The organism is Acidipila sp. EB88 (assembly GCF_003858395.1).
Lineage (GTDB): Bacteria > Acidobacteriota > Terriglobia > Terriglobales > Acidobacteriaceae > EB88.
Genome location: NZ_QWEV01000005.1, coordinates 940657 through 963574, shown reverse-complemented (window position 1 = coordinate 963574; position 22918 = coordinate 940657). Strand labels below are relative to the sequence as shown.

At 58.9% G+C, this 22918-nt stretch carries 20 protein-coding genes, 2 tRNA genes and 3 rRNA genes; 14 read left to right on the top strand and 11 right to left on the bottom strand.

Going from position 1 to position 22918, the window contains the following annotated elements; translation table 11 throughout:
• The first annotated feature begins 194 nt into the window (after nt 1-194).
• Together D1Y84_RS04870 and D1Y84_RS04865 are read left to right on the top strand one after the other, a co-directional pair.
• On the top strand, nt 195-1529 hold the full coding sequence (locus tag D1Y84_RS04870; RefSeq protein ID WP_124847521.1) for an alpha-amylase domain-containing protein: 1335 nt from the start codon (nt 195-197) through the stop codon (nt 1527-1529).
• A 202-nt stretch (nt 1530-1731) separates the two neighbouring features.
• Nucleotides 1732-3141, top strand: coding sequence for an NAD(P)/FAD-dependent oxidoreductase (locus tag D1Y84_RS04865; protein WP_124847520.1), 1410 nt, complete (start codon nt 1732-1734; stop codon nt 3139-3141).
• A 76-nt stretch (nt 3142-3217) separates the two neighbouring features.
• On the opposite strand, the gene D1Y84_RS04860 is transcribed toward D1Y84_RS04865, so the two are convergent.
• Nucleotides 3218-4162 carry a branched-chain amino acid transaminase gene (locus D1Y84_RS04860; RefSeq protein ID WP_124847519.1) on the bottom strand — a complete coding sequence of 315 codons (945 nt, stop codon included), beginning with the start codon at nt 4160-4162 and terminating at the stop codon, nt 3218-3220.
• Between the two features lie 171 nt (nt 4163-4333).
• Between D1Y84_RS04860 and D1Y84_RS04855 the strand changes: the two genes are divergently transcribed.
• From D1Y84_RS04855 to D1Y84_RS04825, 7 genes are all read left to right on the top strand, one after another.
• Nucleotides 4334-4990, top strand: coding sequence for a MarC family protein (locus D1Y84_RS04855; RefSeq protein ID WP_233581142.1), 657 nt, complete (start codon nt 4334-4336; stop codon nt 4988-4990).
• 1020 nt (nt 4991-6010) lie between these two features.
• Nucleotides 6011-7512 (top strand): 16S ribosomal RNA (locus tag D1Y84_RS04850).
• A gap of 277 nt (nt 7513-7789) precedes the next feature.
• Nucleotides 7790-7866 (top strand) — tRNA-Ile (locus tag D1Y84_RS04845).
• Between the two features lie 17 nt (nt 7867-7883).
• Nucleotides 7884-7959 (top strand) — tRNA-Ala (locus D1Y84_RS04840).
• Nucleotides 7960-8317: 358 nt separating this feature from the next.
• Nucleotides 8318-11252, top strand: a 23S ribosomal RNA gene (locus D1Y84_RS04835).
• A 184-nt stretch (nt 11253-11436) separates the two neighbouring features.
• Nucleotides 11437-11553 (top strand): 5S ribosomal RNA (rrf, locus tag D1Y84_RS04830).
• Together the 16S, 23S and 5S rRNA genes with 2 tRNA genes alongside form the textbook arrangement of a ribosomal RNA operon.
• A 787-nt stretch (nt 11554-12340) precedes the next feature.
• Nucleotides 12341-12796, top strand: a complete 456-nt coding sequence (locus tag D1Y84_RS04825) for a hypothetical protein (protein ID WP_124847517.1) — start codon at nt 12341-12343, stop codon at nt 12794-12796.
• A gap of 79 nt (nt 12797-12875) precedes the next feature.
• Here D1Y84_RS04825 and D1Y84_RS04820 read toward each other — a convergent pair whose 3' ends face one another.
• Entirely contained in the window at nt 12876-13727 is an 852-nt protein-coding gene (locus tag D1Y84_RS04820; protein WP_124847516.1) for a hypothetical protein, read from the bottom strand.
• A 103-nt stretch (nt 13728-13830) separates the two neighbouring features.
• On the opposite strand from D1Y84_RS04820, the gene D1Y84_RS04815 reads away from it, so the two are divergent.
• Nucleotides 13831-14208 (top strand): phage holin family protein, encoded by a 378-nt coding sequence (locus tag D1Y84_RS04815; protein WP_124847515.1) that lies wholly within the window; start codon nt 13831-13833, stop codon nt 14206-14208.
• Between the two features lie 90 nt (nt 14209-14298).
• Here D1Y84_RS04815 and D1Y84_RS04810 read toward each other — a convergent pair whose 3' ends face one another.
• Complete coding sequence (locus tag D1Y84_RS04810; protein ID WP_124847514.1) at nt 14299-15006, bottom strand: coatomer subunit epsilon; 708 nt, start codon at nt 15004-15006, stop codon at nt 14299-14301.
• A 181-nt stretch (nt 15007-15187) separates the two neighbouring features.
• Nucleotides 15188-15571 carry a TraR/DksA family transcriptional regulator gene (locus tag D1Y84_RS04805; protein WP_233581141.1) on the bottom strand — a complete coding sequence of 128 codons (384 nt, stop codon included), beginning with the start codon at nt 15569-15571 and terminating at the stop codon, nt 15188-15190.
• Between the two features lie 147 nt (nt 15572-15718).
• Here D1Y84_RS04805 and D1Y84_RS04800 point away from each other — a divergent pair, with 147 nt between their 5' ends.
• Nucleotides 15719-16144 (top strand): hypothetical protein, encoded by a 426-nt coding sequence (locus D1Y84_RS04800; protein WP_124847512.1) that lies wholly within the window; start codon nt 15719-15721, stop codon nt 16142-16144.
• Nucleotides 16145-16218: 74 nt separating this feature from the next.
• Here D1Y84_RS04800 and D1Y84_RS04795 read toward each other — a convergent pair whose 3' ends face one another.
• Entirely contained in the window at nt 16219-17175 is a 957-nt protein-coding gene (locus tag D1Y84_RS04795) for an NAD-dependent epimerase/dehydratase family protein (protein WP_124847511.1), read from the bottom strand.
• 155 nt (nt 17176-17330) lie between these two features.
• Between D1Y84_RS04795 and D1Y84_RS04790 the strand changes: the two genes are divergently transcribed.
• The 3 genes from D1Y84_RS04790 (at nt 17331) to D1Y84_RS04780 (ending at nt 18597) form a co-directional block, all read left to right on the top strand.
• Nucleotides 17331-17690, top strand: coding sequence for a hypothetical protein (locus D1Y84_RS04790; RefSeq protein ID WP_233581140.1), 360 nt, complete (start codon nt 17331-17333; stop codon nt 17688-17690).
• Nucleotides 17691-17827: 137 nt separating this feature from the next.
• Nucleotides 17828-18325 (top strand): ferritin-like domain-containing protein, encoded by a 498-nt coding sequence (locus tag D1Y84_RS04785; RefSeq protein WP_158615326.1) that lies wholly within the window; start codon nt 17828-17830, stop codon nt 18323-18325.
• A 125-nt stretch (nt 18326-18450) separates the two neighbouring features.
• On the top strand, nt 18451-18597 hold the full coding sequence (locus D1Y84_RS04780; protein ID WP_124847509.1) for a lmo0937 family membrane protein: 147 nt from the start codon (nt 18451-18453) through the stop codon (nt 18595-18597).
• Between the two features lie 76 nt (nt 18598-18673).
• Here the strand turns inward: D1Y84_RS04780 and D1Y84_RS04775 are convergent, their stop codons facing one another.
• The 6 genes from D1Y84_RS04775 to D1Y84_RS04750 all read right to left on the bottom strand — a co-directional run bounded on the left by D1Y84_RS04775 (nt 18674) and on the right by D1Y84_RS04750 (nt 22889).
• Nucleotides 18674-19243 carry an adenine phosphoribosyltransferase gene (locus tag D1Y84_RS04775; RefSeq protein WP_124847508.1) on the bottom strand — a complete coding sequence of 190 codons (570 nt, stop codon included), beginning with the start codon at nt 19241-19243 and terminating at the stop codon, nt 18674-18676.
• 3 nt (nt 19244-19246) lie between these two features.
• The gene (locus D1Y84_RS04770) at nt 19247-19567 is read right to left on the bottom strand and encodes an acylphosphatase (RefSeq protein WP_233581139.1); all 321 of its coding nucleotides are present in this window, start codon (nt 19565-19567) and stop codon (nt 19247-19249) included.
• A 131-nt stretch (nt 19568-19698) separates the two neighbouring features.
• On the bottom strand, nt 19699-20631 hold the full coding sequence (locus D1Y84_RS04765; RefSeq protein WP_124847507.1) for a hypothetical protein: 933 nt from the start codon (nt 20629-20631) through the stop codon (nt 19699-19701).
• 53 nt (nt 20632-20684) lie between these two features.
• Nucleotides 20685-20987: a hypothetical protein gene (locus D1Y84_RS04760; RefSeq protein ID WP_124847506.1), complete on the bottom strand. Its 303-nt coding sequence runs from the start codon at nt 20985-20987 to the stop codon at nt 20685-20687.
• A 122-nt stretch (nt 20988-21109) separates the two neighbouring features.
• Complete coding sequence (gene efp, locus D1Y84_RS04755; protein ID WP_124847505.1) at nt 21110-21670, bottom strand: elongation factor P; 561 nt, start codon at nt 21668-21670, stop codon at nt 21110-21112.
• A 220-nt stretch (nt 21671-21890) separates the two neighbouring features.
• Entirely contained in the window at nt 21891-22889 is a 999-nt protein-coding gene (locus D1Y84_RS04750; RefSeq protein WP_124847504.1) for a hypothetical protein, read from the bottom strand.
• Nucleotides 22890-22918 lie beyond the last annotated feature (29 nt).

Genomic DNA, 22918 nt, shown 5'->3' with positions numbered 1-22918 from the left:
CCGCGGCACTCACAAGTCACGCAGGTAGATTCCCTTGGCGGGCAGGCTTGGCGGCTGGCATACTGCGTTGTCGCCGGAGGCAGCATCAGAGTGTCAGCACGTCTGGTGTGTCGCTATGGCTACAGTTCGCTGGCACGATGAAAGCTACTGTTAGGCATTGCGTATGGATACATGAAGAGCATGGAGAAGAATGCATGGCGGTGATGTTGCAGGCGTTCTACTGGGACGCCCCGATCAAGGAAGAGAAGCGTGGAGAGTGGTGGAATCACATCGCCGACAAGGTACCGCAACTGGCAGCAGCCGGCTTCAACACACTGTGGCTGCCGCCGTTTTCGAAATCGGCGGACCCTGACTCGAATGGCTACGATCCTTACGACTACTTCGACCTTGGCGACTTCGATCAGAAGGGCACGACCAAGACGCTGTACGGCAACCGCGCCGAGCTTGAATCACTGATCCAGCACATGCGCGAGCACAAACTCAGCGCCATTGCGGACATGGTGATCAACCATAACTCCGGAGCGGACGAGGAAGAGGCCAACCCTCTCGACCACGAAAAGCGCTGGACGAAGTTCACTCCCAGGAGCGGCAAGTTTCCCCGCGACTGGAACTGTTTTCATCCGAGCCGTTACGAACAGACCATGATCGAAGGCGAGAAGTTCGCCGGCTTCCCGCACCTGTGCCACCGCAATCCCCGCGTGTATGAAGCCATGTTCGAGTACGCGCGCATGGTCATCGAGGAGCTTGATTTCGATGGCTTCCGCTTTGACTTCGTCAAGGGGTACGGCGCCTGGATGATCGGGATGCTTGCGAAGTACCTGTATCAGAAGAAGGACGGCAGGAACTTCACGCCGTTCGTGGTTGGCGAGTACTGGTCTGGCCCGCAGGACATCGAAGGGTGGCTCGATGGTGTGCGGGCAGTCACCGACACCCAGATCGCAGCGTTTGACTTTCCTTTGCGCTACAAGCTGAAAGACGTGTGCGACACGCCGAACTATGACCTGCGCAACCTGACCGATGATGGCTCCATCGCGGCGAGCCGACCATTTCACGCCGTGACCTTTACGGAAAACCATGACATGGGCGGAAACGAGGTCGTGAACGACAAGATGCTTGGCTACTCCTTCATCCTGACCGGTGACGGGTATCCATGCGTGTTCTGGTGGGATTACTTCAACTGCGAACTGGCGCGGCCCGGAACTCCGAATGGCATTGACGCATTAATAGACGTGCACCATCGCTATGCAGGTGGAGAGTCATGCATCCTGCATGCGGATCCGGATCTCTACATCATGCAGCGCGGCGGTACCGAGGAGCAGCCAGGGCTCATCTATGTGCTGAACAACCTCGGTGATCAATGGAGTGGCACGGCGGTGAAGACGAAGTGGCCTGACCAGCGCTTCAAGCCGGTCGCCTGGGATGGTCACGATGCGGCGCACCCGGATGAACGCACTACCGATGCGGATGGACAGGCCGAATTTCCAGCACCGCCGCGCGGTTACTGTGTGTACGCCCCGGTCGCCGAGTAGCTTCGCCCATCACGGCAGCAGGAGTCCGGAGCAGGCCCTCGATCAGAGTCTTATCGAGGCCAGCTCCGGGTATGACTTCGCCCCTTGGCTGGGCAAAGCAGTGCTTGCATAAAACGTTGCAACGAAGAAATGCTGCGTTTTGCACCCGCTTTGCATCTGCATAAACAGCTGCAAGGTTGGGCGAAAGTAAAAAGGGGAATCCATGGCGTCCGGCAAATCGACTGGCAAAGTCTTCAAGAATCTCGCAGTTGAGGAGCACAGACGGCCACGGGTGCTTGTGCTTGGCGGAGGCTTCGCCGGCATGAATGCGGTGAAGGCTCTTGGCAAGCTGCCTGTGGACGTCACCTTGATCGACAAGAGCAACCACAACACCTTCCAGCCTTTGCTTTACCAGGTTGCGTTGGCACTTCTGTCTCCTTCCGACATCGCGACGCCCATGCGCACGATCCTGCGCAAGGCGCGCAACGTGGACGTGCTGCTTGAGGAGGTGACGGCAGTCGACACCGAAGCGCGCCGGGTAAGTCTCAAGGACGGCCCGGTGATGCAGTACGACTACCTGATTGTCGCCACGGGCTCCACGAAGTCGTACTTCGGCCATCACGAGTGGGAGGAGTTCGCGCCCGGGCTCAAGACGGTGGAAGACGCGACCGAGATTCGTCGCCGCGTTCTGCTCGCGTTTGAGCTAGCGGAGCGCCAGGCTGTGGAGACAGGCTCCCATCGTCCGTTGAATTTTGTCGTGATCGGTGGCGGCCCCACGGGTGTGGAACTCGCTGGTGCGATCGCCGAGATCGCCACGTACTTCATGTCCAACGATTTCCGGCATATCGACCCGAAGAAGTCGCGGGTTCTATTAATCGAAGGCGGCCCGCGCATCCTGCCGAGTTACCCGCAGGACCTGACGGACAAGGCGGTGAAGCAGCTGAACAAGCTGGGTGTGGAGGTTCACACCGACATGATGGTCGAAGAGATCGGTCCCGGGTTCGTCAAGGTCAAGGGCGGCGACCAGCTGGATTCCGTGGTGACACTTTGGGGCGCCGGCGTAGCCAGCTCGCCCGTAGGCGCCATGCTGAATGTTCCCCTTGATAAGCGCAAGCGTGTCATCGTCGACAAGACGCTAAACCCGAATGGTAAGAGCGACATCTTCGTGTGCGGCGACCTTGCTGTATTTGTGCAGAATGGCAAGGAGCTACCGGGTGTTGCCCAGCCTGCTTTGCAGATGGGTGCTCACGCGGCCAAGATGATCGGCCAGGATCTCAAGGGACAACCACGCAATGAGTTCCGTTACTTCGACAAGGGCGACATGGCCACGATCGGCCGATTCTCGGCTGTGGCCGATATTCAGTGGCCGTTCAAGGCCCACTGGGGAGGCTTCCCGGCATGGGTTACGTGGCTCGCGGTGCACCTCGTGTTCATTATCGGCTTCCGCAATCGAGTCACGGTGCTGGCACAGTGGGCCTGGACCTACCTGTTCCTGTCCCGTGGGTCTCGCCTGATTACCGGTAGCCACGAACTGGTGGGCTGGAAAGACCGGGAAGGTGTGCGGGACGCCAATGTGAGTCGGCCGGCAGAGGTGCCATCGTTGAAGACATCGGGAGACCTGCAGGGAGTGTAGTGGCTTGCACACCACGCAACGAAGAGAGGCAGCCCCGGGGCTGCCTCTTTTCGTTGCGCGGTTTCTTCGCCAGAGTCTAAGCTCCGACTGGTTGATCCGCGGGCACTTTTACAGCGGTCAGCCAATTGAAGCGGTCGGGCACGGTGCCGTTCACGATGCCGAAGAACTCGCGTGCAAGCTGTTTCGTAATTGGACCCGGCTTGCCGTCGCCCACCAGGATGCGATCGACGGACCGGAGCGGCGTGACCTCGGCGGCTGTGCCTGTGAAGAAAGCTTCATCTGCGATGTAGAGCAACTCACGCGGCAGTGCCTGCTCCACCACGGGGATGCCAAAGTGGCGCGCCAGTGTGAGCACAGAGTCGCGCGTGATGCCGTTAAGCACGGAGTTTGCCAGCGGCGAAGTGTACAGCGTGCCGCCTCGCACGATGAACAGGTTCTCGCCCGACCCTTCGGACAGGTAGCCATTCACGTCCAGGGCAATTCCTTCCGCGTACCCGTTGATGTCCGCTTCCATGCGGATCAGCTGCGAGTTCATGTAGTTGGCGCCGGCCTTGGCAAGGGACGGCATGGTGTTGGGCGCCAGCCGGTTCCAGGAGGAGATGCAAACGTCTGCGCCTTCATCGGGATTGGCGAAGTACTTGCCCCAGGGAAAGTTTGCGATAAATACATCAACCGGCGCGCCCTTGGGGTTTACTCCCATTTCGCCATATCCGCGCAGGACGATCGGGCGGATATAACAGGGAGCCACCTTGTTCGCCTCGATCACATCGACCACCGCCGCGCAGAGCTGGTCGAGCGAGTAGGGAACAACCATCCGGTAGATCTTGGCGGAGTCGAGCAGCCGCTGCATGTGCTCACGAAGACGAAACACGGATGCGCCTTCCGGCTGTGTGTAGCAACGGACGCCTTCGAAGACCGAAGAGCCGTAATGCACGACGTGGCTCATGACGTGAATCTGCGCGCTTTCCCAGGCAATGAGTTCGCCGTTGCGCCAGATGTTCGCTGTGGGTTGGATGGGCATACGTGCAATCTCCTCGGTAAGCAACGGTTTGCAGCTGGAATGGACTGATTATAGCGAGCCGCTGCCGCGATGAAGGCAGGTACCGCGGAGACTATCCGCCTCGTGGTCGCATGTCGCGCCGTGACGCGTTTGAGGTAAGGTGCAAGCATGTTCGGGCCGGCTACTCACGCTTTGCAGGAGATTCACCAGTCCAAGTACGTTGGGTTCTCGGTGCTGGCGCTGAGCTCCATCTTCTTTCTCGTGGATCCTTTCGCAACCATTGGATCGTTTCTGGCGATCACTGCCGGTGCTGACAGTGCCAAGAGAAAACGTATTGCGGCCAAGGCCTGCGTCACATGTTTTATCGTGCTTGCGGCTTTTGCTCTGGCCGGTCAGGCCATCTTCAAGATGCTGGGAATCACGCTTCCGGCTTTCGAGATAGCGGGTGGGCTGATCCTGATGTTGATCGGCATCGACATGCTTGAGGCCCGTCGCTCGCCCACGCAGGAAAGCTCGTCCGAGGCGGAGGAAGGCATTCACAAGGAAGACGCGGGCATCGTTCCACTCGGCATTCCGATGCTGGCTGGGCCAGGGGCGATCTCAAGCGTGATGGTGATGGTTGGCCAGGCTTCCAGTTACTGGCAGATGGCCGCTATCCTGGGTTCGATTGCTGTGACTGCTTTGGCGAGCTATGGAGTACTGAGCGGTGCAGAGCGTTTGCAGCGCTTGCTTGGAGAGACCGGGATCCGCATTCTGGTTAGAATCATGGGTCTCCTTTTGGTGGCACTGGCGATGCAGTTCTTCGTAAATAGCCTCACTGTGCTGGGAGTGATCCCCCGCCAGCCGTAACTGGGTCAGTGTGGACGCCGAATAGAGTGTGCAGGCTGCTTGTAAGTGCGGGGATACAGCCCCAAATTGGCTTTTCAACAGCGCCCGGCGCTTTTCAACACTTGTCGGTTCAAACCTCGCCGGATAGTATCGATCTTGTTGAGCCGGTGTGCTTCAGCAGAAGAGCAGCAAGAGACGCGCTTCTGACGAGACATAAAGGCGAGACAAGAAAGGTAGTTTGCTTCGGCAGGCAATCCTTGATAGAGTCTTCTAAGTAGTTCAGCTGCTGCTGCGTACAGCAAGCGGGTTGAAGCAGTAGATTTGGAAAGGCTCTGAGGTTGGGCTGCAAGGCCTGACGAAAGCTGTTGAGCATGACGCAGCCAGGGCGTTCGACGGCACCTCCGAGGTGCCCAGAAGGTTTTTCCTTCCAGTGCGAGCTCTCCATACGTAGGTAGTTGTTGTTTTGGTAAGAAGGCCTAGAGGCCGATTGTTCTGTTTGCTCGCTGTTTGAGGAGAAGCAGGGCAGGATGATCTTTTCAAGTTGTGCCAAGTTTTGTGCGAGTAAGTAGCATTTCTTGCGGGTGGCCTTGGGTTGTGGGCGCCGGGTTCGGGAAGCAGCGCAGGCGGGTGTGGATGCTCCGCGGCGTATGTGGCTGAGCTTGTTTCTGGGCAGTGTTGCTGTGGTTACCGGTAGCAGTGGTAAGCAGCAGCCTGAAGAAACAAGTTGACACCAACCGGACAAGCCTGTAAGGTTAAGAAATGCGCTCACGAGCGCAGCAAGTTCGAGGACACGCGAAAAGCTGGTTGGAGCTGCCCTGCAAGGGGCGGTGAAGAGCAGGCCGAGTAACGGATCCCGATCCTAGCGACCCACTCAGGTGGTCTTCGCTTTGATCTTTGACAATCAGGTTGAACATGCCAGTCGTGAGAACAGACCGAGTTTGGTTTGATCATTCTCACAGTATTAAAGCCGGTCACGTTTTCGAGCGTGGCAGGCCGTTGCCTCTGTTCTGCGACCTCCGTCGCAGACAAGCAACACAGGATTTAAACGAGAGTTTGATCCTGGCTCAGAATCAACGCTGGCGGCGTGCCTAACACATGCAAGTCGAACGAGAAAGGGACTTCGGTCCTGAGTAAAGTGGCGCACGGGTGAGTAACACGTGACTAACCTACCCTGGAGTGGGGAATAACTTCGAGAAATCGAGGCTAATTCCGCATAATACCTACGGGTCAAAGGAGCAATTCGCTCTGGGAGGGGGTCGCGGCAGATTAGCTAGTTGGCGGGGTAATGGCCCACCAAGGCAGTGATCTGTATCCGGCCTGAGAGGGCGCACGGACACACTGGAACTGAAACACGGTCCAGACTCCTACGGGAGGCAGCAGTGGGGAATTTTGCGCAATGGGGGAAACCCTGACGCAGCAACGCCGCGTGGAGGATGAAGTCTCTTGGGACGTAAACTCCTTTCGATCGGGACGATAATGACGGTACCGATAGAAGAAGCCCCGGCTAACTTCGTGCCAGCAGCCGCGGTAATACGAGGGGGGCAAGCGTTGTTCGGAATTATTGGGCGTAAAGGGTGCGTAGGCGGCCCCGCAAGTCCTGTGTGAAATCTACAAGCTTAACTTGTAGCCTGCACGGGAAACTGCTGGGCTGGAGTATGGGAGAGGTGAGTGGAATTCCTGGTGTAGCGGTGAAATGCGTAGATATCAGGAGGAACACCTGTGGCGAAAGCGGCTCACTGGACCATAACTGACGCTGAGGCACGAAAGCTAGGGGAGCAAACAGGATTAGATACCCTGGTAGTCCTAGCCCTAAACGATGATCGCTTGGTGTGGCGGGTACCCAATCCCGTCGTGCCGTAGCTAACGCGTTAAGCGATCCGCCTGGGGAGTACGGTCGCAAGGCTGAAACTCAAAGGAATTGACGGGGGCCCGCACAAGCGGTGGAGCATGTGGTTTAATTCGACGCAACGCGAAGAACCTTACCTGGGCTCGAAATGTACAGGAATCCGTCGGAAACGGCGGCGTCTCGCAAGAGACCTGTATATAGGTGCTGCATGGCTGTCGTCAGCTCGTGTCGTGAGATGTTGGGTTAAGTCCCGCAACGAGCGCAACCCTTGCTACCAGTTGCTACCATTTAGTTGAGCACTCTGGTGGGACCGCCTCGGATAACGGGGAGGAAGGCGGGGATGACGTCAAGTCCTCATGGCCTTTATGTCCAGGGCTACACACGTGCTACAATGGCCGGTACAAACCGTTGCAACCCTGCGAAGGTGAGCTAATCGGAAAAAGCCGGCCTCAGTTCGGATTGGAGTCTGCAACTCGACTCCATGAAGCTGGAATCGCTAGTAATCGCGGATCAGCATGCCGCGGTGAATACGTTCCCGGGCCTTGTACACACCGCCCGTCACATCACGAAAGTGGGTTGTACTAGAAGCCGGTGAGCCGACCCGCAAGGGGGGCAGCCGTCCAAGGTGTAATTCATGATTGGGGTGAAGTCGTAACAAGGTAGCCGTAGGAGAACCTGCGGCTGGATCACCTCCTTTCTAAGAGAGAACGTTGTGGCGCCTGTGATACGTCCTGCGAATGCAGGCTGCGAAAGCAGCGTATCCGGTGGTCACACACCTCATCTGCAGCGCGCAAGCGTGAGCAGATGAGAGCCTGAATCAAGCCATCTCTGCTTGGTCCTGACCTCTGCACGATGGTCATCGGCGGCTTAGCTGCCGAGCATGTTCAACCTGGTCCTCGAAACTTTTCTCGAGTCCTATTGCGCAGGTCTTCGGTTTCCATATGCAAGTATGGGCTGAATCGCCCGGCGCAGCCGGGCCTGTAGCTCAGTTGGTTAGAGCGCACCCCTGATAAGGGTGAGGTCGGTAGTTCGAATCTACCCAGGCCCACCACTTACCAGATGTATCAAGGGGCTGTAGCTCAGCTGGGAGAGCACCTGCTTTGCAAGCAGGGGGTCAGGAGTTCGATCCTCCTCAGCTCCACCAACACGCTCGAGAGCTGTTTGAAGTTTGCAGCCAGCTTGGTTAGATCAGGCGTGGCTTCAATCTTTGAACAGAGACTGCCGGGTTCGCCTGGTAGTTGAAGTTCATGCCCACAGGGGCGACGCACCTGGCAACAGGGAATGCGTTTGGATGTTTGACAACGAAATCGATTGGGTAAATACATACAAGGCCGAGCAACGGCTTACCCGCTGCACCAGGTTCGCCTGGGGGCAGATGGGGAGTGTTGTTCTGGTTGAGTGTCTTTAGGATATGTGGTCACATACGGGCTCGTACCCGGTGATGATCGCAGGCGAATTACACATAGAATGCAGTTGTTATGCCTGCATGGAGTTAATTCTATGGTCAAGCTACTAAGGGCGCACGGTGGATGCCTTGGCAGAAACAGGCGATGAAGGACGTGGCAAGCTGCGATAAGCTTCGGGGAGCCGCACACAGGCGTTGATCCGGAGATTTCCGAATGGGGAAACCCACGTGAGTAAACCTCACGTATGACCCACTGAATACATAGGTGGGATCAAGCGAACTCAGGGAAGTGAACCATCTCAGTACCTGAAGGAAAAGAAAGAAATCTCGATTCCGATAGTAGTGGCGAGCGAACTCGGAATAGCCCAAACCCGTTTCATTTCGGTGACACGGGGGTTGTAGGGTCCGCAACAGTAGAGTTACCAATCTGGTCGGTAGTCGAAGTCCTTGGAAAGGGACACCATAGGGCGTGACAGTCGCGTAGACGAAACTGATCCAGACTCGAAGCGGATACCTGAGTAAGGCGGGGCACGTGAAACCCTGCTTGAATCCACGGGGACCATCCCGTAAGGCTAAATACTCGTTTCTGACCGATAGTGAACCAGTACCGTGAGGGAAAGGTGAAAAGAACCCCTGTGAGGGGAGTACAAAGTACCTGAAACCGTGTGCCTACAAGCAGTGGGAGGACTATGCCCGTAAGGGAATGTCTGACCGCGTGCCTATTGCATAATGAGCCGGCTAGTTATTCTTGTCAGCAAGGTTAAGCGTGAGCGAGCCGAAGCGAAAGCGAGTCTGAAGAGGGCGTTCAGTTGGCAGGAATAGACGCGAAGCGGGATGATCTACCCTTGGCCAGGTTGAAGGTAGGGTAAAACCTATTGGAGGACCGAACCGGTGTTTGTTGAAAAAAGCTCGGATGAGCTGAGGGTAGGGGTGAAAGGCTAATCAAATTCCGTGATAGCTCGTTCTCTCCGAAATAGCTTTAGGGCTAGCCTCGGGTGATTTGCGGTGGTGGTAGAGATCTGGATGGACTAGGGGGCTTTCCGGCTTACTGAATCCAACCAAACTACGAATGCCACTGACAACCAGCCCGGGAGTCAGACTGTGGGGGCTAAGCTTCACAGTCGAGAGGGAAACAGCCCAGACCGCCTGCTAAGGTCCCAAAGTTACAGTTAAGTGGGAAAGGAAGTCGGAACGCTCAGACAGCCAGGAGGTTGGCTTAGAAGCAGCCATCCTTTAAAGAAAGCGTAATAGCTCACTGGTCAAGCGGTCCGGTGCCGACAATACAACGGGGCTAAAACTGTACACCGAAGCAACGGATGCACACCTCTCAGGTGTGCGTGGTAGGAGAGCATTCTCAACAGCATTGAAGTCCGACTGAGAAGACGGATGGAGCGTTGCGAAGAGACCCTGCCGGCATAAGTAGCGATAACGGAGGTGAGAACCCTCCGCGCCGAAAGTCTAAGGTTTCCTGAGGAAGGTTAATCCGCTCAGGGTTAGGCGGTCCCTAAGTCGAGGCCGAAAGGCGTAGATGATGGAATTCCGGTTAATATTCCGGACCTCCCAACATTCGTTTGACGATGGAGAGACGCAGAAGGATAAGCAGGGCCCTCTATGGCTATAGGGCTTGATACGTGTAAGGCGGTTCACTTAGGCAAATCCGGGTGAGCATTAACGCTGAGACGTAAAACAGTAAGGCGTATGCCTGAAAGCTGCTGATTCCACGCTGCCGAGAAAATCTTCTAAGGAGAATCGTTGGGAACCGTACCCCAAACCGACACAGGTAGACGAGGAGAATATCCAAAGGCGCTCGAGTGAAGGCTTGTTAAGGAACTCGGCAAATTAGACCCGTAACTTCGGGAGAAGGGTCGCCCCGTTAGCGTGCAAGCGCGAGGGGGCCGCAGTGAAACGCGTACGGCGACTGTTTAACAAAAACACAGGTCTCTGCAAAGTCGAAAACGACGTATAGGGGCTGACTCCTGCCCGGTGCCGGAAGGTTAAAAGGAGAGGTTAGCCGCAAGGCGAAGCTTTGAATTGAAGCCCCGGTGAACGGCGGCCGTAACTATAACGGTCCTAAGGTAGCGAAATTCCTTGTCGGGTAAGTTCCGACCTGCACGAATGGAGTAACGATCGTACGACTGTCTTAACGAGTTGCTCGGCGAACTTGTAGTACCGGTGAAGATGCCGGTTACCCGCAGCTAGACGGAAAGACCCCGTGCACCTTTACTACACCTTAACTATGAATTATGACCCTTGCTGCGCAGGATAGGTGGGAGGCTTTGAAACCAGGCTTTTGGGTTTGGTGGAGCCAACGGTGAGATACCACCCTGTGAGCGTTGTGATTCTAACCTGCTCCCGTGATCCGGGAGAGGGACATAGTTAGGCGGGTAGTTTGACTGGGGCGGTCGCCTCCTAAATTGTAACGGAGGCGCGCGAAGCTACTCTCAGACTGTTTGGAAATCAGTCGTCGAGTGCAAAAGCATAAGAGTGGTTAACTGTGAGACCTACAAGTCGAGCAGATGCGAAAGCAGGCTTTAGTGATCCGGTGGTTCTGTATGGAAGGGCCATCGCTCAACGGATAAAAGGTACGCCGGGATAACAGGCTGATCGAAGCCAAGAGTTCATATCGACGCTTCGGTTTGGCACCTCGATGTCGGCTCATCGCATCCTGGAGCTGTAGAAGGTTCCAAGGGTTAGGCTGTTCGCCTATTAAAGCGGTACGTGAGCTGGGTTCAGAACGTCGCGAGACAGTTCGGTCCCTATCTGCTGTGGGCGTAGGAGATTTGAGGAGGGCTGTCCTTAGTACGAGAGGACCGGGATGGACGAACCTCTTGTGTTCCAGTTGTCCTGCCAAGGGCACGGCTGGGTAGCGAAGTTCGGTTGTGATAACCGCTGAATGCATATAAGCGGGAAGCACGCTCCAAGATGAGATCTCCCTGAAGGGCCCAGGAAGACCACCTGGTTGATAGGTTGGAGGTGGAAGCGCAGTAATGCGTGCAGCTGACCAATACTAATCGCCCGTTCGGCTTGTCCATAGAATTAACTCTGTGCAGTTCTGCTGCAGCTAGAGAACATTCAACTGGCCTTGTACGTTCAGGTTTTCAGAAGTGAAGATTACAACCCAATCGATTTCGTTGTGAAACATTCCGGACTGCTCGGTGAAGATGACACCGGGCACTCAATCGCGGGTCAGACCGCTTGAGTCAAGGTCCCAGGTTTACCGGTGACAATACTGCAAGGGTCCCACCCGTTCCCATCCCGAACACGGAAGTTAAGCCTTGCAAGGCCGATGGTACTGCGCGCGCAGGTGCGTGGGAGATTAGGATATCGCCGGTAATAACTTCAACAACAAAGCCCATCCCCCCAAGGATGGGCTTGTTTCGTTGCTGGGCGGCTGAGGAAATGTTCGGCAGCTACGCTGCACGGCAGTAGAGTTGAGAAGTGCGATTCGTAACGATCCAGATGCTGACGCTTCCTGCTCTCTGTTTCCTTCCCCTGAATTGTTTAGCATTCCCCACCCTGCCAGCTCATCCAGAGTCCGTAGTCGAATCAATGCGCTCTCACACTGTGGCGCAATGTCGCGACGTGTCCTTGCATGCCGCATATCTAGCCGAGGAGAAGGCCGGTGAGGGAGCTGGGTTTTTGCTGAGCATTCGGAATGATCGAGCGAGTGCGATCGAGGTGGCAGACCCTATGCCACTCGGTGTGGACTGGTATGCCGGGAACGGCAGCTCGTGGCAGTGGAGGGCGTCCAGCGGCTACGGTGGCAGCCTCCTAAATGCTCTCGATCCAAAAGGAAGAATGTTTGTCTACAGCTCCGCAACGGGCGTGTCCTACCGCACCATCGCACCCCACGCCGAGTACAGCTGGCCCGTATTCAGCAAGAGCTCGCCGAATGTTCTCTACCGACCGGGATGTCAGCATTGCGGGTACCAGGGCGAGGAGCAGTTTCGGGCGGTGCTATCGTATGCCTTTACGGTGGGTGCCGCGGCGCATCCTCCCGATCTGTTGAACTGTGGACTGAGGAGCGGGCCGGTGGTGATGCCGCGCCTTATGAATTCTCCTCATAGGTGACAACTCTCGCCTACTCGCAGTGTCTCTATAGACGAAGGAGGAACACCCCATGCGTTCCATGCTCCATAAGATTGCTTTCAGCACCGCACTGTGTGTCGGTCTGTCATCCGGGGCAGCCCTGTTGGCCCAGGATGCTGCCACCCCGCAGGATTCAACCGCAGCCCCTATGCACCACGGTGGTCCCCACGGTCCCATGTCTCCGGATCGGGAGCTCGAGCACCTCACCAAAGCTTTGAATCTCTCCAGCGACCAGCAGGCACAGATTAAACCCATCCTGCAGGATCGTCAGACGCAGATGATGCAGATCCACGAGGACACCAGCACGGCACGCCCTGACAAAATGGCCAAGATGAAGAGCCTCGATGAAGCCTCCAACAGCAAGCTGGAAGCAGTGTTGACCGCGGATCAGAAGCCGAAGTACGAGAAGATGATTGCGGATCGAAAGGCGCGCATGCAGGAGATGCGCGAGTCACACCAGAACGGCGGAGACGCTCAACCCCAGTAGTACAAAGATTGTTTCAAACAACAAATGCTAAAAGGGGTGGAGAGCTTTGCTCTCCACCCCTTTTAGCGTCCGCCATGCATCAGGGCTTGTCAGGGCCAGGCTCCACCGACGAGCCGGCCTGCTGTTCGGCCGCGGTCTTAAACTTGTGGTATTGGTCGTCCGTGATGTTGACCTGGATGTGATAGCCGAGGAAAAGCGCGGCTTTCGCCTCGATGTGCACTGTGGCAGAGGTTGGCAGCCATACCTCGCCGTTCACGATCTTCTGGTCGAAGGAGAAACTCGAACCCTGCGATAGGGAGACGAGCCCCATCTCCAGCCGGAACGGGCTATCCAGCCGTGCTTCCACACGCCGCACCTCTTTGTCCTGCTCATCAATCCAGATCGTACCAGCCAGGTGCTTGGACGCATCCTCCGCCATGCCGTGCGTCTGCACGCTTCGGTCCCCTTCAAAATCCAGAACGATCATTGGACGGTTGTCCATGCTGAGCCGCCGCTCATTGCTGAAGCGCTGAATGGCCAGAAGCCGACTGATGCTGACTTGCCGGCGCGTGTTGAGCGGATCTTCCGGGGGCGTGTTCTGCGCCTCTCCGATCTTGCCCTTGATGTGGTCTGCTTCCTTCGACTCTTCGTCCGCACTCAACGCTCGGTTGTCTTTGCGAACCAGGCGCCGGATCGGGTGCCCGTTGACGTAAAAGACGTTGAACTCCCGCGTTTCTTCCTTCTTGACCGCCCCATGCTTGTCCGTTTGGCGCATGACCTGTGACTCGCGAAACGTGTAGCTCTCCCGGGTTTTGTCGAGGAGTTGCTGGTGTGCCTGTACGTCGCGGACGAGGACTCCCACACTCGGAAGCGCCTGGCTCCACAGGTTGGAAGCGGCACCACAGCACAGCAGCAGGAGCAGCAGGAAGAAGCGTCGCAAGCAAGCACCCATATAGACAGGTTCCCACAGTTACCGCAACGTGGGTGGTGCGACGCCAAATCATCGCAAAACCACAGTGCATGCGCTATGATTCACCGAACACGTAGCGAAGCCTATGATACTGACACTCTTCTCTTTCGGACTCTCCTGGGCCATTTACGCCTTCGCCTTCGTTCTGCTCGCCGGCCATCTTTCGGGCTTTCACAGCGCCTATCTGCAGTCGACGTTCACGGTTGGCTTCATCGTAGGCTTCCTTAATGCCGCAATCATCAAGATGGCACGCGTCATGGCCTTCGATGTTCCGGCAGTGCTGCTCTACTTCATCATCTTTGTCGCTGACTTCCTGATGATCATGGCCACCAGCAACCTCGAGATCGGCTATTACGTCACCGGACACAAGAGCGCGACGATTGCCGCTGCGGTGCTTGCGATCGTGGCGTTCGTCACCGAGTTCGTCAAGGAGAAGTTCCGGGCCGATGCTCGCGGTCGGTAACAATCCTGGTTGAAGATGCCCGGCATCCTGACCGGGCAGACCCAGAAAAGCCCGCCGTAATGGCGGGCTTCTTCATGCTCAAAGGCTTGCCTACTTGCCGCTGAGCTTTTGCGTGGCGATCTGGCCGGCAGCCGTGGTCTTGTCCGAATCCTTGACCTTGGCGTAGAGCTGACGCGCATCCTGCGGGTTCGTACTTTCCTCGGTGGCAGCGAGGGCGAGGCGGGCTGCATTGGCGCTTACCGCCAGGGTTGGGTGATCGATCACGTCGTGGTATACCGCGACACCCTGGTCAGTCCGTCCATGATTGACGTAAAAACTGGCCAGCGCCATCTTCCCAAGGGATGCAAGCGCAGCGTCGCGCGAAGTAGAGGCCTTCTTCAGGTCCGCCTCTGCCGCGGCTGCATTGCCCATATCGTTCGCCGTCAAGCCGGCGAAGTACCGGGCATTCTGCCCTGCCTTGAAAAAGCCATACTTGCTCGCAACATTCTCAAACAGGGGATTGGCGTCGGCCGCGCGCGCTGCAGCGGTAGCGTACGTCTTGGCGTTGGGCACCGCCGCCTGTCCGGGCTGCTGGATGGGTGCATCGTATACGTCCATGGCATCGTTGAACGCGGAACGGGCTTTGCCGGACTGATTGTTGGCCCAGATCGATGCAGCCAGCGCTACGAAGATGATAGCGACCAAGACGATCGATAACCGGATGACAAGGGGTCTGTTCTGCTCAAGCCAGGTAGGCGCGGGAGCACTCACGCGCGTAAAGCTTCCGGTGGTTCCGGAGGGTCTAGTTTGAATGTCCACGGGATCCTGAATGCCTTGAAAGGCGCGAAATGCGGCGCTTGCAACCAACAACGCCCGCTGCTTGCAGTCTAGCAGCGGGCATCGCTTGCAGCAACGACCCGGGATCGTCACTTCCGAGTGTTTCTATGTCGTGACGATGTCAAAAAGGCCGCAGGACCGGAAGCCCGACCGGCGGAGTGCTCTACGCGGCGCGGACGGGGTCTTCGATCTCGCCATTCTCGATCTTCTCCTGGCAGGAGATGCAGTACGGGGTCCATGGCACGGCTTCAAGGCGCTTTTCGCCGATCTGCTCGCCGCACAACTGGCACTCACCGAAGGAGCCATCGGTGAGCCGCTCAAGGGCGGCACGCACCTGCGTCAACTGCGTGTGCCCCTGCGTGCCCTGCAGGAACATCAGTTCGCGCTGGTAGGACTGCACGGCAAGATCGGCAGCATCCTGCAGGTCGTCGGAGTTGCTCTGTCGCCCTTCCTTGACGGCGGTGAGCATGTTGCGCTCCAGAAGGGTCTGCTGTGATCGCAGTTTCTCTTCGAAGCGCTGGAGGGACTCGGGGGTACGTGTGGTCACGATGAAGCTCCTAGGAGATCTTGGCCAGGGGAGTGGTCGCTTATTGGACGCACGATGATGCTGAAAATATGTTTGCCAACTGCACCTAATTTTGCTACGACGGTCTGGACTTGCTCCACACGCAACATGGAAGTAGGCTTAAGGCCTATGTATGACGATTTCCACGTAACGGACCACTGGACCGGCGAGTCGCTGCACTGTCGCTGGAAAGCAAACATGCTTGCTATCGCTACCCGTCACGCCGATGCCATGGATGTACGCTTCGACGTCAACGGCCGGCCAGTATGGATCGCCATGCCCTGCGATGCGTGGGTCCTGCACAAGCAGCGCACCGGTTATGTCATCACCGACATGCTGGCAGCCCAAATCGCGGGCCGCTACCTGAAGCAGGCCGCGGAAAACGGCTATGAGAATGGCCGCGAGATGTACACGATGACCGTGGACGAAGTCCTTAGCCAACTGGAAGTCGTGTTGAAAGAAGCAGGCACCACCGCGGCCTTGCCGCCGCTGCCTGCCACCGGGGACAGTGAAGCCATGGTTTACTGGGGCAAACTGGCTCCAGGCGACGCTTAACCCGGCCGTTCAAGACCTGCGGCATATGGCTCGCAGGTCTCGGGGTTGTTGTTGATGACGCCACGCAAATCTGCTTAGCGGATGGCCAGCGTTTGCCGAATGCCCTCGGCATAGCCTGTCTTGGGCAGGCCGCCGAGCAGGGCAGACAGCTTGGCATCGTCCAGCAGCCATGCTTCCCTGAGCAGGTACTGCATCTCGCTGAGTTCGCGAATGTAAGGGTTCATCGCCCGCACCACGCGCATCATCAGCGCGCCGGGGACGTTGTATTTTGCTGGCTTCCGCTCGGTTTCGAAGATTGCTTCCGTCATTCCGCGGATGGTCGTCACCGATGGCCCGGCCAGGTTCCATGCCTCGGCGGTAGCCCCGCGCCAGGCGGCATCCTGGGCAAGCAACTGCAGGATGGTCGCCGCAGCGTCGGGCACAAACACAAACTCATGCGCCGTATCGACCGGGCCCAGCACCTGCGCCTCGGTGCCTTTTCTGGCCGCCTGGAAAACGCTCCACAGGTGGCTTGCTTCCACCTTGGGGCCATACAGGTCGGCCATGCGCAGAACCCCGGTGGCAAACACACCAGGTTCGTGCGCGCGCAGCACGCGGTCTTCCTGCTCACGCCGTATCTCGCCCTTGTCCGTGGTGGGCCTGCGCGGGTGCTGCTCCGTGATCTTTGTGGCGGAAGCTTCGCTGTAGCTCCAGTTGGAGCTCACCAGCAGAAAGCGCTGCACCCCGGCTGCGCGCGATGCCCGGAGCACCCGATCCATCAGAGGCAGGTGGTCCTTGAACTTCCAGAGCGCAATCCCCACCAGGTAAACCACGGTATTAGCGCCGGAGCACGCCTCGGCCAGGCTCGCGTCATCTTCCGGGTCCCACTGGTAGTGCTCGCAGAGTGGATCTTCGTGAAAACGCACCTGCAGGGCCAACAGCGATCGCCCTACGACCCGGTACGGGGTGCCACGCGCACTCAGCAGTGGTCCGAGTGTGCGGCCAATCGCACCATTGGCGCCAAGAAGCGCTACTTTACCCGGGATAGCCATAGCCCTTTACGCTAACTGCTTTCGGCTGCGCAGGGAAGCGTTCCCGGGCGATCCACTTCCATCACCCTGCTCCGCAAAGCTTCCCAACGTGGCGGGGCCGGCAGGGCGGCGCGCTACCATGAGGGTCGCAGCGCAGGTAAGTGGGAGAGTCCGGCATGTTCGCGCGCATTCTTGAAATTCGCACGTCCGAAGTCAAGGCCGCCGCACAGGCCGGGAGCGAGCACGCGCTGGGAAGCCCGCGCCCGGCGGCGGACACACCGCGGGGTGAACTCGTTCCCTTGGCGTGGCTGGATCACTTCTGCATGCGCAACTTCACCAACGCCGCGATCTTCGACGACACGCTGCCCCGGGCCGACGGGGTGATCGAAGCCGGCTTCCACGTGCCTGCCGAAGCACTCGCCGAGGCGATGCAGGCATGGTTCCGCCGCAAGGGATGGCTGCGGCCGGACGAGTGTCTGCTCGTGACCGAAAAGTCACGCGAGGGGCTTTCCCGGGCAAAGCCCACTGCGGAGTGAAGTGCCTGTCCGTGCCTCACGTGAGCCTGAGCCGATTTGACGCGATTCCGCGCGCATACCCGCAGGATTCGCGCGCACGCCGCATCTCAAGAAGCGAGGCACCGTGGACACGGCAGCTCCATCCCAGGAGGGAAACTATGCAGCTGAATAACCTGCGTCGGCTTTTGATCGACGAAGTACAGGAACTCTATTTTTCCGAAACTTTGCTCGAGCAGTCGTTGCCCCGCATGGCCCAGGGAGCGGACGCGGCCGATCTGAAGAATGCCTTCCAGAAGCATCATGAGCAGACCAAGGCGCACATCGAGCGGCTCGACCAGGCCTGCTCACTGCTTGCGGTCAGCCCTCGGGGTGGCCATGGCTTCGCGATCAAAGCGATGATCCGCGAAGTGGAGGATCGTCTGGGAGAGGGCGGCGACCCGCACGTGATCGATGCCATGCTGCTGGCTGCCGCACGCCGCGTCGAGCACTGGGAAATCGCCACCTACAGCACACTGCAGCTCTATGCCACCGCCCTCGATCAGGACAAGGTAGCGGAGTTGTTCAGCCAGACACTGGCCGAAGAGCTGGAGACCGAGAAAACCCTCGCAAACATGGCAGCGCAGGTTCACGGCGAAGCGAAGCAGCCCGCGCACTAAGATTTTCTGCGTTCTGCTGCTAACGGAAACACAATCGCAAGCAAACCTTGTCCCGGGACTTACATCCATAAGGGGGCATAGAAGCGCAATTTGTTCACGCGCACATGGCAAGGGGAGACAAACAAATGTTACTTGGTATCGGAGTTCTGCTTTTTATCGCCTGGATTCTCGGCTTCGTGGTCTTCCATGTGTCAGCGTTTTTTATTCACCTGCTGATCATCTTCGCCATTATCTCGGTGATCCTGCACTTCGTGCGTGGAGCGCGAGCCTAGCGGGCTGAAGCAAGAACAGCTACACAAAAAAGGCTGCGCCGGCCACGGCTGCAGCCTTTTCTTGCGTGTGTCGGGCCTATTCGGCGTAGTGCAGCAGCGAAAAGACGTCGTACTCCGGAAAACGCGCCCGACCCTTCAGGAAGTCCAGTTCCACTGCAAAGCCCAGGCCAGCGATCTCGCCACCCAGTTGCTTTACGAGCTTGATCGTGGCTTCCATGGTGCCGCCGGTGGCCAGCAGATCGTCAACAATCAGGACCTTCTGCCCCGGCGCAACCGCGTCCTTGTGAATCTCCAGCGAATCCGAACCGTATTCGAGGTCGTAGCTGACCTTGATCACCTCGGCGGGGAGCTTCTTGGGTTTGCGCACGGGCGCGAAGCCGGCGTTGAGGCGGTAGGCGAGCGCGGGTCCAAAAATAAAGCCGCGGGCTTCGATGCCGAGCACCATGTCGACGTCTTCATTGATGTAGTGCGAGGCCAGTCCGTCGATCAGCGCCGCAAACCCCTTGCGATCCTTCAGAACAGTGGTGATGTCGTAGAACAGGATGCCAGGCTTGGGGAAGTCGGGCACCGTGCGTACCAGGCTCTTTAGGAAATCACTCTGCTCGGTGCTGCCGGCATTGTTTGCGGGTACGGCGGTGGGTGTCATCAGTTACCAGGCTCCTTCAATGGTGAATACTCCCAGAGTATCGGCTTCGCTCGCCGCCAGCGCGTTTTCCTCTACGCGATCCACCCGGGAGCCGCGCGAACCCTGTTCCAGAGCCATGCGCAGCTTGGCGAGGTCTGCCAGGGATCCGGCAGCGACCAGCTCCACCGTGCCACTCGGAGTGTTGCGCACCCAACCGCGCAGGCCGAGGGCTGCTGCCTCCCGGTGCACGAACCAGCGAAACCCTACCCCCTGCACCCTGCCCGAGACACTGTAGCGACGGACGATCAGGTCTGCTTCGGTCTGTGCCCGGTTTTCAGTCGACAATGCGATCCTCCACGGGCGCGGCGGCAGCACCGTGCCCGTACAGTCTCCCAACTTCCGGCAGGGAAGTGCAAGCCGGCGCTGGCGTAGCGGCTGCGCAACGCGCACGAAAGCTGTGTGCCGAGTGCGCCCGGTCAGGCCGGGGTTTCGAGCTCGGACTGCGCCAGCGTGAGCAGTCGCACGGTGTTGGGGTCCGCATTCTCGCCAAAGCTCTGCACCCGCGCCAGCGATGCTCGCACGGCTTCGGCAAGGGTGGCGCGATCCGTGCCGCCAAAACGCCGCGCCGCGTTCAACAACGCCACCGAGGCATGAAAGAACACAAACGGCTGTTCCAGGCGCATGCGCTCCACCAGCCACGGAACGGCTGCCATCTGCGGCTTCATCTGCAGGATGGCGATCGCCGCCAACCGCCTGCCCGGCGAGCTGATCGCACCCATCCACTCTTCCAGGAAAAGATCGGCCGCCAGCGCCAGCGTGCGCATCTTCGCCATCACTGCGTTCATCGCCCGCGTTCGTTCCGGTCCCGCATGCATGGAGGCACGCAGCGTCTCATACTCCTGCGCGAAGCCGAGCATCCTTTGCTTGATCGCCGATTCGGCTGTTTTGCGCAGGGTCGAGTTTGGCGCAGCATCGAGCAGCGAGCGCACGCCCGTTGCCGCCGCAACCTCGCTGCTGGGGATCATGGCCGCCCTCTCGGTTGCGCGTGCGGCGGTGTCTCCCGCTGCTGGCTGGCCTGGGTCTGCGACGATGGCGTGACCAGCCAGCGGTGACGTGGAGACCGGAGCCTGCAGGGCCGCCGACTCGCTCTGTGCTACCTGCTGCTGCACGTCGCGGTCGAACTCAATCTGCCAGATCTTGAAGCGGGTCGCGCCCTCCGCCACGCCTACCGCGGCGCGCAGCAGCTCGCGGGCCTGGTCGCGAAACCACCACAGCACCAGCCCGATCAGCACCGGCCACACCACGGCCGAACAGATCGAGGCCACCGCGCTCAGTACAGCGGCGAGATCACTCGTGTGCTCGACCGGGGTGCTGCCATGCGTAGCGATATCAACAGCAAAAGTGATCACAGGGGCTCCTGAGCAGCGTGCGGCCGGTAGGTGGGAGGCTTTGCGATCCGTACTTACTGGCGGAACGATGCCCGCGTGGTCGTTGCCTCGCCCGGTGCAGACCGACCCACAGTGTCCGGAGGCAGAAAACCCGTCAGCACCCACACCGCCACCCACAGCAGCGCTCCCAGAACGAGCAGCATCAGCCCGAGTGGCCAAAAGGCGCTGTAAAGCTGCGCAAACGCGTGATCCGGTGCATAGCCGAGTGACTGTGTGAGCACCACCGCGAGCAGCAACACAGCGCCCAGCACAAGTGCTACCGTACCGACGAGACGAATTCGCTGAAAACCCTTTTGCCAGTGCATGGTGTCTGCCATCCTAGCTGCCTGCCTGCTGGCGGGCAACGTAACTTTTGAGCCAAATACCGCAGCACACGTGGCACACAAATACAAAGGCGCCGCTTTCGCGACGCCTTTGCTGAGCAACGAATGCGTTGGGTTTAAGCGCGCGAAAGGTAAACGCCTTCCGCGGTGTCCACGCGGATCTTCTCGCCCTCGTTGATAAAGGGCGGCACCTGCACGACCAGGCCGGTTTCCGTGGTGGCGGGCTTGGTCACGGAGGAGGCCGTTGCCGACTTCAGCCCGGGCTCCGTCTGGATCACGGTCAGCTCCACGGTGCCCGGCAGGTCGATGCCGACCGGCACCCCGTCGAAGATGGAAACAGTGATCTGCAGGTTGGGCGTCAGGTATTCCACGGCATCGCCCAGCGTGTCGCGCTTGAGGTTGAGCTGCTCGTAGCTGGTGGTGTCCATGAAGTAGTAGTCATCGCCATCGCTGTACAGAAACTCCATCGACTGCTCATCCACGATGACGCGATCGATCGGGTCGGGCGAGCGGAAGCGATGCTCGAACATGGCGCCGGTCCGCAGGTTGCGCAGCTTGGCCTGGATGAATGCGCGCAGGTTGCCGGGGGTACGGTGCTCCACGGCGAACACGGTGTGCAGCTCGTTGTTGAACTTGATGATCATGCCCGGACGCATCTGGGTGGCGGGGATCGCCATACGGGGAGGCTCCTTGAATCTTGGATCGGAATGAAACGCACTGAAGCAGCGCGAGATATGCAGGCAGGATGGCAGCAGCTCCTGGTCGCCAGCCCCATTCTATCCCACGGCGATCAACCGCCGGGCGCAAGGAGCTGCCCTAGCGGGGGCTCACCAGAACTCTCTCGCCACTGGCTTCAGCTACATGTTCGGCCGTTGACCTGGCTTGCGGACTTCCGCGTCAGCTGCCTCCGAAGACCCTGGAGAAGAAGTGCCCTACCGAGTGCAAGAACCCGCCACGCGGGGCAGCTTTCGTTGGCACAGGAACTGGCTTCGCTGCCGCGGACACTGCTGGTTCAGGCGGCGGAGGCCCTGGCGGTTCAGTGGAGGAAAGCGTCGCGGCAACCTGCGCATGCGGCTGGCCGGCTGGCACGATCACCTCGCTCGAGGGCCCGGGCGGCGGCTTCAAACCTTCACTCACCGCCAGCGGAAATTCCGTGTCCGAGAGTTTCGAAGATGGGCCGCCTGCGGGCTTGCCACCGACAGCAAGGGCAGGTGTGGGCGCTTCGACCGGACACCCACAGGGCTCCCGCTCGTTGTCCACCACCTCTTGCAGCGAACCCTTCACAAACAGTACCCGCTGCCCTGGACGCACGCGGTATACGCCGCCCTCGGACAGGCTGCTCACGGTGACGTACGGGGCATTTTCGCCGGCGTTGTCCACGCAGGTGTCGCCCTGCTCGTTCACGCGCAGCTTCAGGTGGGCTGCACCTGGCGGCGAGATCAGCAGTCGCAGGTCGGGTGTCATCACCACGTCGGAGTACGAGGCTGGCAGGTAGTCGGTCTCGAACGCGCCGCGGTCGAGGGAGAACATCAATCCCGCGTCAGCCGGCTTGCTATTTGCCTGCGGCACCGCATCCTTGGCGATGTGGATGGTAGTGCTGGCACAGACCAGCAGTTGGCCGCCCCGGGCCAGCATCACGGCTGCGGATTTGTCGGCCGCCGTGATGTCGCCATTGTTGGCGATCTGCGCGCGGCCATCTGCCACGCTGATCGCGCCATGCAGACTGACGCCCTGCGTGGCCACGGAGGCGACAGCCTGCGAGGCGGGATGCTCGGGAGTGTTGGCTTGCGCTGAGCCCGCAAACGGAACAAGAAGCACGGGGATGGCCGCCGCAAGGGTCCGATACACATGCATGATGCGATGTCGCTCCTGATCCTGTTCGCCGTGCTTCGCCATTCGCTTGCTTCGGGCTAAACCCAACCTTG

What these genes read in the sequence shown, in the direction of transcription:
- D1Y84_RS04870 (WP_124847521.1), top strand. Translation starts at nt 195, where the DNA reads ATGGCGGTGATGTTGCAGGCGTTCTACTGGGACGCCCCGATCAAGGAA.
- D1Y84_RS04865 (WP_124847520.1), top strand. Translation starts at nt 1,732, where the DNA reads ATGGCGTCCGGCAAATCGACTGGCAAAGTCTTCAAGAATCTCGCAGTT.
- D1Y84_RS04860 (WP_124847519.1), bottom strand. Translation starts at nt 4,162, where the DNA reads ATGCCCATCCAACCCACAGCGAACATCTGGCGCAACGGCGAACTCATT.
- D1Y84_RS04825 (WP_124847517.1), top strand. Translation starts at nt 12,341, where the DNA reads ATGCGTTCCATGCTCCATAAGATTGCTTTCAGCACCGCACTGTGTGTC.
- D1Y84_RS04820 (WP_124847516.1), bottom strand. Translation starts at nt 13,727, where the DNA reads ATGGGTGCTTGCTTGCGACGCTTCTTCCTGCTGCTCCTGCTGCTGTGC.
- D1Y84_RS04815 (WP_124847515.1), top strand. Translation starts at nt 13,831, where the DNA reads ATGATACTGACACTCTTCTCTTTCGGACTCTCCTGGGCCATTTACGCC.
- D1Y84_RS04800 (WP_124847512.1), top strand. Translation starts at nt 15,719, where the DNA reads ATGTATGACGATTTCCACGTAACGGACCACTGGACCGGCGAGTCGCTG.
- D1Y84_RS04795 (WP_124847511.1), bottom strand. Translation starts at nt 17,175, where the DNA reads ATGGCTATCCCGGGTAAAGTAGCGCTTCTTGGCGCCAATGGTGCGATT.
- D1Y84_RS04790 (WP_233581140.1), top strand. Translation starts at nt 17,331, where the DNA reads ATGTTCGCGCGCATTCTTGAAATTCGCACGTCCGAAGTCAAGGCCGCC.
- D1Y84_RS04785 (WP_158615326.1), top strand. Translation starts at nt 17,828, where the DNA reads ATGCAGCTGAATAACCTGCGTCGGCTTTTGATCGACGAAGTACAGGAA.
- D1Y84_RS04780 (WP_124847509.1), top strand. Translation starts at nt 18,451, where the DNA reads ATGTTACTTGGTATCGGAGTTCTGCTTTTTATCGCCTGGATTCTCGGC.
- D1Y84_RS04775 (WP_124847508.1), bottom strand. Translation starts at nt 19,243, where the DNA reads ATGACACCCACCGCCGTACCCGCAAACAATGCCGGCAGCACCGAGCAG.
- D1Y84_RS04760 (WP_124847506.1), bottom strand. Translation starts at nt 20,987, where the DNA reads ATGGCAGACACCATGCACTGGCAAAAGGGTTTTCAGCGAATTCGTCTC.
- efp (WP_124847505.1), bottom strand. Translation starts at nt 21,670, where the DNA reads ATGGCGATCCCCGCCACCCAGATGCGTCCGGGCATGATCATCAAGTTC.
- D1Y84_RS04750 (WP_124847504.1), bottom strand. Translation starts at nt 22,889, where the DNA reads ATGGCGAAGCACGGCGAACAGGATCAGGAGCGACATCGCATCATGCAT.